The following is a 12,891-nucleotide window of genomic DNA, read 5'->3' on the forward strand; positions in this document are numbered from 1 at the left end:
GCCCTATTTAGGGCTTTCTTGCTCAAAAAGTTAAGGAGGGGAAAACATTGAAACAAGCAGTTTGGTTTCCAACAGAAGAGTACAAGGAAAAAACACGTTTATATGGTTGGATGAAATCATTGGGATATGAAGACTATGAAATTTTTTATAATAAATCTATTGAGGAAACAGCTTGGTTTTGGGGAGAGGCAGAAAAAGCAGTAGGCTATCAATGGATGAAACCTTATACAGAAGTGTTAGATTTAGAAAATGGTACACCGTTTGCACAGTGGTATAATGGCGGAACATGTAACGTTGTAGAATCAGCTTTATCCCGCTGGCTTGCGGATGAAGAGACGAGAATACAGCCAGCACTTCAGTACGAAGGGGAAAATGGAACTTCAAAATCATTTACATATGAAGAGCTTGACAACTGGGTAAGCCGTGTTGCAAATGGTTTGAAACACGCGGGTATTGAGAAAGGTGACCGTGTAACAATTTATATGCCGATGATTCCAGAAACAGTTGTTGCGATGCTAGCTGTAATGAAAATCGGAGCAATTATTTCACCAATATTCTCAGGCTTTGCGTCTGATGCAGTTATGACACGTGTGCAAGCGGCAGGTTCAAAAATGATTATTACCGCAGATGGATTTTCACGCCGCGGTAAAATTGTTTCTTTAAAAGATGAAGTAGATAAAGCTTGTGAACATTGCCCAACTGTTGAAAAAGTTGTTATCGTTCGTCATGCAGGAAATGATTTTACACCACATAACTATGACTTTTCGTGGAGTACGCTAGAAAAAGAAAAACCATTCATACATGCAGAGGAAATGCAAAGTGATGATCCATTAATGCTCATTTATACATCAGGAACGACTGGTAAGCCGAAAGGAACAGTACACACGCATGCAGGATTTCCTTTGAAAGCAGCTTTTGATGCAGGATTTGGAATGAATATTAAACAAGGTGATCGTGTATTATGGGTAACTGATATGGGCTGGATGATGGGGCCGTTTCTATTATTCGGTTCACTCATTAATGGAGCAACGATGGTTATGTACGAAGGTGTTCCAGACTTCCCAGAAGCAGACCGGTTATGGGAGACAGTTGATAGATATGAGATTACTCATTTAGGTATTTCGCCAACGTTAATCCGAGCATTAATGGCAAAAGGTGATGAGTATGTCAATAAGCATTCTTTAAAGAGTTTGGAAGTATTCGCATCAACAGGAGAACCTTGGAATCCTGATCCATGGATGTGGTTATTTGAAACAGTTGGAAAAGGAAATGTCCCAATCTGTAACTACTCAGGTGGAACTGAAATCTCTGGTGGGATTTTCGGTAATGTTCTTATTAAGCCAATAGCACCGATTAGTTTTAACGCATCTTTACCAGGAATGGCAGCTGTCGTACTGGATGATCAAGGTAAACCAATTCGAGATGAAGTCGGAGAATTATGCTTAGAGAAACCTTGGGTAGGTATGACGAAAAGCTTCTGGGAAGATGATGAACGTTACGTAAACACATATTGGTCGCGTTTTGAAAATAAATGGGTCCACGGTGACTGGGTCATTTACGATGGTGAACAATATATCATCACAGGGCGTTCAGACGATACGTTAAATATTGCAGGTAAACGTATTGGACCCGCTGAATATGAATCTATTCTTGTGAAACATAACGATGTAATCGAAGCTGCTGCAATTGGTATACCTGACGAAGTAAAAGGTGAAGTTTGTCATTGTTTTGTAGTATTAAGAGACCATGTAACATTCACAGGAGAATTAAAGAAAGAATTAATGAGTTTAGTAAACTCTCATATTGGAAAAGCGTTGTGTCCTAAAGACATCCACGTTGTAGAAGATTTACCGAAAACACGTAATTCTAAAGTAATGCGCCGTGTTATTAAAGCAGCTTACTTAGGAAAAGAATTAGGTGATTTGTCTTCACTTGTAAATCCTGAAGTAGTTCCGTTTATTCAGGGGTTACAGTCTAGTAAATTATAAAATTAGAAAGGAGCTCTATATAAATAGAGCTCCTTTTTTATGTTTATAAAAAAAGAAGAAGTGAAGTTGATGAAGATGAAAAATTCTACTATTAGTGTTAAGTATGTTTTATAGTTTTAATCAAAATACGATATTATAGAATGTCTATTCAATGGGGGAATACTAATTTACAACAACAAGGTGATGACAAAGCGTGACTGCTTATATGTCTGTTTAAACCTTTACGTGTTCATATATAAAAAGCTGACTATACTCAGTCAGCTTTTTATATATTACATTCTAGTATTTATCTCGCTATTTGTCAGGCAGTAATGCCCCCACCTAAAAATTCAGCGAAAGCAAGGAAGTAGGTGAGGGATCAACTTTCCGGAAAAGTCCGATTGGTTCCAAAAGACATATTCTTTCCGTTAAGTTGACATTAAAAATATTACCAATTTTTTCTTTTACAATGGCAACAAATAAAGAAACATTTACAACGACACTTATTTCGTTTAGAACTCCAATCGTCATCACAATGACACTTTTCTTTAGATTTCCACCAATCATCATTACAATGCTTTTTCTGAGAACTCCAATCGTCATCACAATGACACTTTTCTTTAGATTTCCACCAATCATCATTACAATGCTTTTTCTGAGAACTCCAATCATCATCACGATGACACTTTTCTTTAGATTTCCACCAATCATCACAACAATGCTTTTTCTGAGAACTCCAGCAATCATTTTTCCATGACATTTATTTCTACCTCCTTTCAATAGTGTTCATATTATTCTATGTTTTAATAAAAAAATGGCTTGTTTATTAACCTACTATTTTATCTCTATATAATAGAGTGTTTTCTACTCGATATAGAGTTCATACAAACTATGCTAATTTTTAAGAGATAGTGGAGGGAACTACTACTAGTTATGGTATTTTTTAATAAACATTTGTTGAAGAAAGCGTTCTGATTACAAATAATATCTTATTTTCGAGTACGCTTTTTTGAATGTATATTTCACAATAACAAAGGAAAAATCCACAAATAAAGTCTATGTATATGTGAGTTAATGGGAAAATCTAGTGCGTTTTTAAGGAGCGTCTTATTTAAAAGAAAAAAGATTTGTTTTAGAAAGCGGTGTCTAAACATTAAATGGAGTAGGACTAAATTCACGGCCGCTCATTAAACAAGCTTTTAATTAGGAGAGGTCTGTTTTTATAATGAATAATGAAAAGAAGGTTTGGTACAATTGCTTGTTTTTTTCTTTTTATGCGTTTGCCTCGTACCCTTTTAAGCTAGTGGACATACTTTACTAATAGAAATGATTAGGGGGTGAGGTATTGGGTTCTCGATTTAATAATTGTAAAAAGAAGTGTACATGTAAACAGGATGATTGTTGGGAAGTATTCGAAGAGTGTAAAAAAGAACAGCATGAGAAATGTGATAATTCTTGTGTACAAGGAATTAGAGATGAACTTAAGAAATTAATTAATCGAACAGTTCAAATTAACACAGAGGGACGTACTTATGTAGGTACTGTTTCGTCTGTAAGTTGTGATGTAGTTAAGCTTGCGGCTATTCCTGGATCGGTTGGAGTAATTATTTCCATTTGCAAAATTGAAGCAATTTTCCCACCTGTTACAACGGTTACTGCTGACTTTGATTTTAATGGTATTGATGTAGCAAACAAGGCATAATTATGCTGCTTTTTTGTAAAGCCATTCACATGAATGGCTTTATTTTAATTTCATATAAAAGGAGAATATATTCTTTATATAGAAATAAGTTTGAGGTTATAAAGCATGATGTACGAAAGGAGCAAGGAAGTGATTAAACTAGAAACCTTTAAAAAATCTGATTATAAACAATTAATAAGTTGGATTAATTCCGAAGAATTTCTAATACAATGGTCAGGTAATGCCTTCACATTTCCTTTAGACGAACAGCAATTAGAGAAGTATATAGAAAGTGCAAATACATTCGCTTTCAAAGTGGTAGATGAAGAGACTTCAGACGTTATTGGTCATATTTCGCTTGGGCAAATAGATAATATTAACAAGTCCGCTAGAATTGGAAAAGTATTAGTTGGTAATACGAAGATGAGAGGACGTTCTATAGGAAAACATATGATGAAAGCAGTACTTCATATTGCTTTTGACAAATTAAAACTACATAGAGTAACTCTTGGTGTGTATGATTTTAATACATCGGCCATTTCATGTTACGAAAAAATAGGGTTTGTAAAAGAAGGCTTATTAAGAGAGTCAAAAAGAGTAGGAGAAACGTATTGGAATTTATGGGAAATGAGTATGTTAGAATATGAATGGAAGAAGTAGCAACGATAGTAATTTATAATTATATTATGTTAACAAAAGGGGCTTGGTGGGTATAGTGGATAATAAAACAAAAATAATTTCAATTGCAGCTGTTTCGGGGGGAGGTAAAACTACAATTACAGAAAGATTAAAGCATAAGTTTAAAAACTCAAAAGCTCTATATTTTGATAGTTACACATTTGATAAATCTCCTGCTGATATTTGTAAATGGATTGATGATGGGGCGAATTACGACGAGTGGGTATTAACACCATTAATTCATGATATTGAGCAACTTATACAAAATAATACCTTAGACTATATTATTGTAGATTATCCTTTTGCATACTTAAATAGTGAGATGCGAAAATTCATTGATGTAACTATATTTATTGATACGCCTTTAGATATTGCGATGGCTAGAAGGATTTTGCGAGATTTTAAGGAAGGTACAATAGATGAAATACATAATGATTTGGAACATTACATGACATATGCGAGAAAAGCTTATTTAGAGGCAATTCATACTGTTAAGCCGAATTCAGATATCATATTGGATGGTTCTTTATCTGTAAGTGAAATAATTAATCACGCTGTAGAGGAACTTGGCCGAAGAGAAGTGATTGTCAATGGTTAAATGTATAACAGATGCTGTTAGGTGGATAATTGAAGTAAGGGAGAGATAAATGTGTACACTTTATTTCAATATAATTGGCAAGTAAGAGATGATTGGTTTAAGTGGTGTGAACAACTTTCAGAGGAAGATTTACTTTGCAAACTGGGGGTATGTTAGAAACATTATTTCATATTGTAGATGTAGAGTATAGTTGGATTAGTGCTCTTCAAGGATAAGAAGATAGAGAACAGCAATTTAAAGATTATCAATCGATTCAAAAAGTGAAAGCGTTATTTAATTTATATAAACGAGAACTTGAAGTTTTTTTGCAGTCATAATTATCTAGCCTAGAATGCTAGCACACTTAAAATAAGCCGTATAAAAAGTTAATCATTGTGTGCTTTGATTATATAATGTCGGCGAAATAAATAGTGTGAAGGACAGCTATCTTAACAAGTGTTTCATGTAACGTTCATATACTTTAATTTTTTATAATTAATTAAATTTGAATTTTGTTTGTTGTTAAGAAAAGGTGAGAAGAAAATAAAAAAAGAGGGCTAATGCCCTCTTTTTCTTTTAATTTGGTAATTAATCACAGATTGGTATCCCAAGCACTCTTAGAGCTAATGCTACTTGAAGGGAAATCTCTAATCTAGCAATTTCAATACCAGCTACTGAAAGAACTAAAAAAGGTTGTCCGTTTACAAATACAACGCAACTATCCATAGTTAAGCCTCCTTTCTAGTAATCTACTACAGTATATGATTAGAACTTTAATATGTAATAGTTCAATTGTTGGATTTAATAGAATTAATAGATTAACCCATTTAAACTAAACAAACGAATACAACGAAAGGAAACAGAGATGGATGTATGCCTCAAAAAACATAGGTTTTAAGACATGTAATGGGATATGAAATTCATCATATTGGTCATCTATCTATATGGGCGAGGGAGTTAAACTTGCAATCTGTTTCAGCAAATTTGATTGGACGAGGATGATAGAATTAAAAACCGACTTGCATCTTAAGCGCAAGTCAGTTTTATATATAAGAAGATTTCTTAATTGAAATCCTCGGATTTTTTCTGACGTATATGTAAAAACATTAAGGTGGTAATGATTAAAAAAATCATTATAGTTTGTATAATTAAATTTTTAAACTGAAGTAATATTGTCCAGGATGTAATTGTGTCTTTAAAAGCTTGGAGTGCAGAGTACGAGGAAGGATCAAAACCATACTGTAGTAACTTTTTTGTTTCAATAAATGAAATGTTTTCTTCATCTGCATCTAATATTACTGAAATTAGTCTAGTATCTCCAAGTTTTGCTGTACTGACAAAACTATAATTACCGTTAGTTGAAAAACTAGTTTGTAAGCCATCAACACCTTGAAGTTTAATGTTTTCATTAAGGGAATATATCATTTTATTCGTATTGAAAACCTGGGAATCTTTGAAGGTAAATTGGTAAGAGGTTAGTTTCGTAATATTCAATACATCTGGAAAATCTTTTACTAATCGTGCTGCTAGTTTAGCTGCGTCTATCGCTGTTGTAGTTGATTGTTTATTTGTATTATTATTAATTCCAGTAGAGTTTAGAAATGGAGATGGTTGTAATAACTTTAGTTCTTTTGCTTTTTTATTCATTAATATTGTAAAGTTATCTTCATTTCCAGCAATGTGTTCTGCTAGAGCGAGTGCAGAACGATTATTCCCTGCCAGTAGCAATGCATGAAGTAAATCACGAACCGTTGTTTTATCATTCGATGTTACTTGTATAGGGCTTGTTTCTACTCGGAAAACTTCGTTACTTATTTGTACTAAGTCATCTAACTGTATCTTTCTATCATTTAGTTGCTCCAATACGATATATTCTGTCATTAATTTAGATAAAGCAGCTGATTGTACTGGAGTTTCTTCATTTTTTTTATAAACAATTTCACCTGAATTAGCATTTATTAAAATAGCTGATTTAGCTTGAATAATCGGACCATTTACATAAAGGTAAAAATATAAAACGATAAGTGCAGTAATGAAAAAAGATAATAATAAAATAGCGAATTTTTTTAAGAATTGCATAAGCGATCCTCCTATTATGACATCAATACTAGTATTGTAAAAAGGAATGCTTAATTAGGAAGAAAGAAAAGGTAAAGAATTTCTAAAGAATTATAAAGGATTATTAAATTTTGGGTATTAATGGAAAAAGTTCAATTTCTTATATGATAAGAAATTGAACTTTTTATTTATAATATTAACATTTGTATGGGAGTAGTTTTACAGTGAATGTTGTTTTTTCATCATCACTATATACTTCAATTGTTCCTTTATGCAATTCGACTATACTTTTTGCAATAGCTAATCCAAGTCCAGATCCACCAGTGTTTGTAGAGCGAGATTTCTCAACGCGATAAAAACGCTCAAAAATATGAGGTAAATCCGTACTAGGAATAGGTTGTCCGTAATTTGTTATATCAATTGTAATCATATTATTGCTTTCATAAGCAGTAAGGTCAATATAGCGACCTTCGCTTCCATAAGCGATAGCGTTTATAATAAGATTTTCAAACACACGCACTAATTTTTCACCATCAGCTAATACCATGAGCTTTTGAGATGGGAAAGAAGGTCGACATTCTATATTTGCTTCTTGAAATTGTATACGGAATTGAACAGTTAATTGCCCAAGTAACTCTACTATGTCAATAGGGACAGAATACAAGCTTAACTCTTTATTTTGAACACGTGTATATTCGAACAGGTCATTCATTAATGCATTAAGACGAGTGACTTTATCGTAAATGACTTGAATATAGTATCGCAATTCTACTTCATCTCTATAATTATCATGATGGATTAAATTTACGTATCCAACTATAGAAGTAAGGGGAGTGCGTAAGTCATGTGATACATTTGTAATAAGCTCACTTTTTGCTTGTTCCGCTTGTCTTTCTTCATCAATTGAGACTTTTAATTGTTCAACAATTTCATTGACCCCGATTGCTAACTCTTCCAGATAATTATGATTTACAATAGAAACTTTATGATTGAAGTTTCCATTTGCAATATAACGAATTTCTTCTATCATTTTTTTAATACAAGTTTCATAATAAAGTTTTTTCTCGTGACGATAAAAAATGTAAAGATAGGATGAAAAAATAGAAAATAAAAACAAATAAGATACAATCATCATCCATAACGATTCTTTAATCCCTTTATACTTTTCATAACCAAAAATTCGAATGAATTCTTTACCAAGTTCAGTTAGAGTAAGTGAACTCTCAATTACACTCGTAACGAGGCGATAAATAATTAACTCAGTAATAGGCGTGAGTGTGATAGCTAATAAGAGCCAAAAAATAAGTTTCCATTTAGGGATATCTTTTAATATATCAAATGCTTCATTTCTCAATTTTATAGCCAACTCCCCAAACAGTGTGAATAAATTTTTCTCCATTTATTACTGTTTCAAGTTTATCCCGTAAGTTGCTAATATGAACCATTACAGTCTTATTTGAACCGTAACCATCTTCATTCCAAACGCGTTCGAAAATTTCTTCTGAACTAAATACTCTTCCTGTATTACTTGCAAGTAAATATAAAATATCGAACTCAATAGAGGTTAATTTAATATACTCTCCATTTACTTTAACAGTATGATTATGTTTGTGTATTTCAACAGAGCGAATACGAATAATACCATCTTCATTCTTTTGCGAAGTAGCGTTTTGGAAAGAGGATCTTCGTAATAAAGCTTTCACTCTTGCTACTAATTCTAATGGATTGAATGGCTTGATCATATAATCATCGGCACCTGTCATAAGACCTAATATTTTATCCATATCTTCTGCTTTTGCACTAAGCATTAGAATTGGTACAGTATTATTTTCACGCACTTCCTGACAAACTTCTAATCCGTTTCGTTTTGGCATCATAATATCCAAAATCATAAGGTCAACTTCATATGTATAAAGCTTTTGCAATGCTTCATCGCCATCATAAGCTTTATAAATGTTATAGCCTTCATTTCGCAAATAAACAGCAAGTAATTCAACAATTTCTTTATCATCATCAATAATTAATATGTTTTTATTCATTGTGTAGTTCCTTTCCTTACAAATCATCAACATTACTATAATATCAAACATTTATGTACTTGTAGCGATGATTCTGTATAAAATTTCATGTAACGTATTAAAAAGGAGTAAAAAGATTAATAACGAATATAAAATAACGAGGATATTTAGATTCTACATTATAATGAAAGTTAGTTATAAGGGGGATTTTCTATGTTATGTAATGATATATATTCATTTACTCCAACTGGAAAAATAGAAAATGATATTAAAGCTTTTCTACTAAAATATAATAAAGAGTTTACATATAAACATTCAATTCGTGTGGCAAATGAGGCAAAAAAGATTGCAGAAAAGTTTCACGTAGATAAAGAAAAAGCAGCAATTGCAGGATATTTACATGATATTAGTGGCATTTTTCCGAACGAGGAGCGGATTGCAGTTGCTGAAGAATTTGGTGTAGAAATAGTGGAAGCAGAAAGAAAGTTTCCTATGATCATTCATCAAAAACTATCGAGAGTAATCGCAAAAGAAATATTTAAAGTAGAAGATGAAGAGATTTTAAATGCAATTTGTTGCCACACAACGCTGCGTAAACATGCAACGAAGATGGATTTAGTATTATTTGTTGCAGATAAAATAGAATGGGATCAAAAAGGGACACCACCATATTTAATAGAAATAAAAAAAGGATTGGAAAAATCTTTGGAAAAAGCAGCTTTTGTATATATTTCATATTTGTGGGAAAGGAAAGATACATTGAAAGTTATACATCCGTGGCTAGAAGAAGCATACTGGGATTTAAAAGGAATTGTACAGTAGAAAGGACAAGGAAATGCAATTAAAAGAATATGTGAATCAAACATTTCCAGGAGTTACATTAGTACCCTACTTATATTCTTAGTGGGAAAATCATTTACATTTTGATTTTGGAAAAGATAAATATCAAATTGTAGAAGGAACCGACAATTTAAATACGGAATACTTTTCTCAACTATATACATATAATAAATTCTTATTTGAAGACATATTTTCAAAAGAAGATGTAGTGTTTGTAGTGACAAATGTTTATAGATTTAAAAAGGAAAATATAAAAACTCCACAGAAAATAAATGTATACAATAAATATATTAGGAAAAGAGATTTAAGATTTCATATAAGATAAGAAACGTTACCGTTTTTATTTGAAGATGAAGAAGCAGATTTATATTGTACATATCATTTTTCTTTAAAATGCCTTGCGGAACATATTAAATATGAATCGCTTATACAAGTTGCTAATCATGAGGATTTCTTTGATTTATATCCTCGATTTGGACGAAAAAAAGAAATTTCTTATCCAGATGTATTTCTCATAAATGCAACGAAAGATATTGTCATGTTGATGTATGATGATAGAGGATGTGAAGTAATTGCGAAGAATAAAGAAATAATACGAGATTTATATAAGAAATACAAAGAATGGATTCCAGATTATGAACGAGAAAGTATAGATAACTTATTTAAATGACAATAGGGGAAGTGAGCGTGTAATGAAACGTATTGCAATTGTATCTGCATGGGAACCAGAACTGACGTATTTGCATCAACATTATCCAAGTGAACGTGTTGAAAAAAGAGCAGCTTGGGAATTTCATTTTCATACTATTAATGAGCTGGAAATTATATCAGTTGTTACTGGTGTCGGTAAAGTAAGCTGCGCTAGTTGTGTACAATTGTTAATTAGTGAGTTTCAGCCAGATGAGTTGTTTATGACAGGAATATGCGGAAGTTTATCAAACAAGGTGAAAAACGGTCATATTGTAGTCGCACTAAACGCAATACAACATGATGTTACTGCTGCTGGTTCAGGGGAAGATGTTTTTAATTTATATAACGGTAGAACAGCACCTATTGAAACAACAAAATCACTTGTAAGAAGAATAAAAAAAATACGATCGTATGATCCGATACATTTCGGTACATTTTTATCAGGAGATCAACGTATTCGTAGTTCGGAAATGAGATATTTACTCCATACCGTATATGGAGCATTGGCAGTTGATCAAGAAGTAGCAGCTTTCGCCTATGTATGCCAAATAAATAAAAAACCATTTCTCTGTTTAAAAGCTGCTTCAGATCAAGCAAATGATAAAACGAAAGAAGAACAAAAAATCTTTAAAATGCTAGCATGTGAAAGAGCATGTGAGCATTTAATTGCTTTTTTACGTGTTTATGAGGTTAATGTAGTAAATAATAGATAGTTTGTTATAAAACAAATCAATAGTGAGTTATATGTAGGGAAATGTCCGCTCATTTCAAATTAAGAGCTGAAATTTATAATAGATGGAATATATTATATGGGTACACGTTGAGTTTAATATAAGCAGTTAGAGGGCAATTTTATATGATTCAATATAAAAGGTGTAGTGAAGTAAATATTGATTTAGTATATGAAGCTTTTAAAGATGGATTTTCAGATTACATTATTAAGATGGAGGTTTCAAAAGAGGATTTTATACAACGTTTTTTGGGACCAGAAGGTAATTTGCTAGAGCATTCTTTTCTTGCTTTAGAAGAAGGCAAATCTGTTGGCGTAATACTAGGTGGCATAAAGGATTATGAAAGTATAAAGACTATGCGCTGCGGAACATTAGCGGTTCATCCTAATTACCGCGGTATTGGTGTGAGTCAAAAATTATTTGAACTGCATAAAGAAGAGGCGATTCAACATGGATGTAAGCAACTTTTTCTCGAAGTCATTGTAGGAAACGACCGAGCGATTCATTTTTATAATAAGTTGGGCTATGAAAAAGTGTACGATCTTTTTTATTATAATTTAAATGATTTGACTAAAATAATGAATAAAGATTGTAAAGATATTGAAGTAAAACAATTAGAATTTCCAACTTTTAAAGATGAAATTCAGAAATGGTTAAACTTCCATATAAATTGGCAAAATGATATTGATTATATTAAAAAAACAAATAATGTATTTTATGGTGTATATGTCGATAATGACTTAAAAGGCTCTCTATGCGTAAATGAACAAGGTAAAATTAGTTTTATTTTCGTAGACAAAGGTTATAGAAATATTGGTGTTGGGATGAAATTATTACAAGTAGCAATAGAAGAATTAAATTTATCAAGTTTATCAATTGGGTTTCCTAACAATAATTTATTGGAGGGTTTTTTAAAGAAGTGTGGATTTGAAAAGAATTCTTTAGCGCAATATGAAATGTATTTATTACTCTAAGAGCGGAAAGATTTATTCTTTTCGTTTTTTATTTAGCCGTTATGTTGGTAAATGCTCCGCAATTATAATTTATAATGAGAGGGATTTTGTTTATCCTTAAGTTATTTTTTTAATTGTCAATTTCTTGCTAATAATTTTCTTTGTATAATATTCTAATTTTATGTAGAATAGATACGATGGGAGTGGATGAAATGAATAATGGATTAAAGTTTAAGATTTTTGAATTGCATTGTCTCGTTCAAAAGACTTATTCTGATATTAAAATAGCATGTGATATTGCTATTTATCAAGAAAACACTTCTAAATATTTAATTTCATTAGGATTTTTAAATAAATCATATATGACTTATATAGAAGCAAAAAGATTCTATCGCGAAAATGAAGAGCTTGTAAGTGTAGAATTTGATAATTTTTTTGATATGTATGATAAATTAGAAAATGAATTAAAACAAGTTATTTCAACTGAAGATAAAAATCCTTCATCGCTACATAACAGATTTGATCAGTTTCAGCAGAAAGTTGAAAATATAAATGACCTAATAAAAGTATTGCAAAATGCTCGTTAATGAATGCTTTTTTCTTTTTTGTATAGAAATTATGTATTAAAAACATTTTAGGGATATTATATATTGAAGAGGTGGCTTTTGTAGATTACAAAAGTCATCTTTTTATGTTAG

Annotated in this window: 13 protein-coding genes and 3 pseudogenes; 11 read left to right on the forward strand and 5 right to left on the reverse strand. The window is 31.6% G+C overall.

Translation table 11 applies throughout. The features are described from left to right. Nucleotides 1-47: 47 nt before the first annotated feature. On the forward strand, nt 48-1,988 hold the full coding sequence (locus tag EBQ15_RS05405) for an AMP-binding protein (RefSeq protein WP_000806461.1): 1,941 nt from the start codon (nt 48-50) through the stop codon (nt 1,986-1,988). A 321-nt stretch (nt 1,989-2,309) separates the two neighbouring features. Here the strand turns inward: EBQ15_RS05405 and EBQ15_RS05410 are convergent, their stop codons facing one another. Then, nucleotides 2,310-2,747 (reverse strand): hypothetical protein, encoded by a 438-nt coding sequence (locus tag EBQ15_RS05410; protein WP_206430789.1) that lies wholly within the window; start codon nt 2,745-2,747, stop codon nt 2,310-2,312. A gap of 565 nt (nt 2,748-3,312) precedes the next feature. Here EBQ15_RS05410 and EBQ15_RS05415 point away from each other — a divergent pair. The 4 genes and pseudogenes from EBQ15_RS05415 to EBQ15_RS31430 form a co-directional block, all read left to right on the forward strand. Further along, nucleotides 3,313-3,669 (forward strand): hypothetical protein, encoded by a 357-nt coding sequence (locus EBQ15_RS05415; RefSeq protein WP_000535573.1) that lies wholly within the window; start codon nt 3,313-3,315, stop codon nt 3,667-3,669. 105 nt (nt 3,670-3,774) lie between these two features. After that, nucleotides 3,775-4,308, forward strand: a complete 534-nt coding sequence (locus EBQ15_RS05420) for a GNAT family N-acetyltransferase (protein ID WP_000990087.1) — start codon at nt 3,775-3,777, stop codon at nt 4,306-4,308. Nucleotides 4,309-4,354: 46 nt separating this feature from the next. Then, nucleotides 4,355-4,924: a nucleoside/nucleotide kinase family protein gene (locus EBQ15_RS05425; protein WP_000513265.1), complete on the forward strand. Its 570-nt coding sequence runs from the start codon at nt 4,355-4,357 to the stop codon at nt 4,922-4,924. Between the two features lie 51 nt (nt 4,925-4,975). Beyond that, nucleotides 4,976-5,235 (forward strand): annotated as a pseudogene (locus EBQ15_RS31430) (DinB family protein); the annotation flags it as partial. Nucleotides 5,236-5,491: 256 nt separating this feature from the next. Here the strand turns inward: EBQ15_RS31430 and EBQ15_RS05435 are convergent. Beyond that, nucleotides 5,492-5,629: a DUF3956 domain-containing protein gene (locus EBQ15_RS05435; protein WP_000376554.1), complete on the reverse strand. Its 138-nt coding sequence runs from the start codon at nt 5,627-5,629 to the stop codon at nt 5,492-5,494. Nucleotides 5,630-5,794: 165 nt separating this feature from the next. On the opposite strand from EBQ15_RS05435, the pseudogene EBQ15_RS05440 reads away from it, so the two are divergent. Next, nucleotides 5,795-5,905, forward strand: a pseudogene (locus EBQ15_RS05440) (DinB family protein); the annotation flags it as partial. A gap of 60 nt (nt 5,906-5,965) precedes the next feature. Here the strand turns inward: EBQ15_RS05440 and EBQ15_RS05445 are convergent. The 3 genes from EBQ15_RS05445 to EBQ15_RS05455 form a co-directional block, all read right to left on the reverse strand. After that, on the reverse strand, nt 5,966-6,982 hold the full coding sequence (locus EBQ15_RS05445; RefSeq protein ID WP_001160050.1) for a D-alanyl-D-alanine carboxypeptidase family protein: 1,017 nt from the start codon (nt 6,980-6,982) through the stop codon (nt 5,966-5,968). Nucleotides 6,983-7,157: 175 nt separating this feature from the next. Continuing rightward, nucleotides 7,158-8,315 carry a sensor histidine kinase gene (locus tag EBQ15_RS05450; protein WP_001243309.1) on the reverse strand — a complete coding sequence of 386 codons (1,158 nt, stop codon included), beginning with the start codon at nt 8,313-8,315 and terminating at the stop codon, nt 7,158-7,160. Continuing rightward, nucleotides 8,305-9,000, reverse strand: a complete 696-nt coding sequence (locus EBQ15_RS05455; protein WP_001038803.1) for a response regulator transcription factor — start codon at nt 8,998-9,000, stop codon at nt 8,305-8,307. Before EBQ15_RS05455 ends, EBQ15_RS05450 begins: the two co-directional genes overlap by 11 nt. A gap of 192 nt (nt 9,001-9,192) precedes the next feature. Between EBQ15_RS05455 and yqeK the strand changes: the two genes are divergently transcribed. The 5 genes and pseudogenes from yqeK (at nt 9,193) to EBQ15_RS05480 (ending at nt 12,780) form a co-directional block, all read left to right on the forward strand. Beyond that, on the forward strand, nt 9,193-9,801 hold the full coding sequence (yqeK, locus tag EBQ15_RS05460) for a bis(5'-nucleosyl)-tetraphosphatase (symmetrical) YqeK (RefSeq protein ID WP_000882443.1): 609 nt from the start codon (nt 9,193-9,195) through the stop codon (nt 9,799-9,801). Between the two features lie 13 nt (nt 9,802-9,814). Next, nucleotides 9,815-10,489, forward strand: a pseudogene (locus tag EBQ15_RS05465) (DUF3885 domain-containing protein). 22 nt (nt 10,490-10,511) lie between these two features. Next, a complete protein-coding gene (gene mtnN, locus EBQ15_RS05470) occupies nt 10,512-11,222 on the forward strand; it encodes a 5'-methylthioadenosine/S-adenosylhomocysteine nucleosidase (RefSeq protein WP_000820810.1) in 711 nt (236 codons plus the stop codon). A 143-nt stretch (nt 11,223-11,365) separates the two neighbouring features. After that, entirely contained in the window at nt 11,366-12,214 is an 849-nt protein-coding gene (locus tag EBQ15_RS05475) for a GNAT family N-acetyltransferase (protein ID WP_000617061.1), read from the forward strand. Between the two features lie 191 nt (nt 12,215-12,405). Continuing rightward, nucleotides 12,406-12,780 (forward strand): hypothetical protein, encoded by a 375-nt coding sequence (locus EBQ15_RS05480; RefSeq protein WP_001059023.1) that lies wholly within the window; start codon nt 12,406-12,408, stop codon nt 12,778-12,780. Nucleotides 12,781-12,891 lie beyond the last annotated feature (111 nt).

This window comes from Bacillus sp. 2D03, from assembly GCF_003946765.1.
Taxonomy (GTDB): Bacteria; Bacillota; Bacilli; order Bacillales; family Bacillaceae_G; genus Bacillus_A; species Bacillus_A cereus.

What these genes read in the sequence shown, in the direction of transcription:
- EBQ15_RS05420 (WP_000990087.1), top strand. Translation starts at nt 3,775, where the DNA reads ATGATGTACGAAAGGAGCAAGGAAGTGATTAAACTAGAAACCTTTAAA.
- EBQ15_RS05435 (WP_000376554.1), bottom strand. Translation starts at nt 5,629, where the DNA reads ATGGATAGTTGCGTTGTATTTGTAAACGGACAACCTTTTTTAGTTCTT.
- EBQ15_RS05445 (WP_001160050.1), bottom strand. Translation starts at nt 6,982, where the DNA reads ATGCAATTCTTAAAAAAATTCGCTATTTTATTATTATCTTTTTTCATT.
- EBQ15_RS05455 (WP_001038803.1), bottom strand. Translation starts at nt 9,000, where the DNA reads ATGAATAAAAACATATTAATTATTGATGATGATAAAGAAATTGTTGAA.
- yqeK (WP_000882443.1), top strand. Translation starts at nt 9,193, where the DNA reads ATGTTATGTAATGATATATATTCATTTACTCCAACTGGAAAAATAGAA.
- mtnN (WP_000820810.1), top strand. Translation starts at nt 10,512, where the DNA reads ATGAAACGTATTGCAATTGTATCTGCATGGGAACCAGAACTGACGTAT.
- EBQ15_RS05475 (WP_000617061.1), top strand. Translation starts at nt 11,366, where the DNA reads ATGATTCAATATAAAAGGTGTAGTGAAGTAAATATTGATTTAGTATAT.
- EBQ15_RS05480 (WP_001059023.1), top strand. Translation starts at nt 12,406, where the DNA reads ATGAATAATGGATTAAAGTTTAAGATTTTTGAATTGCATTGTCTCGTT.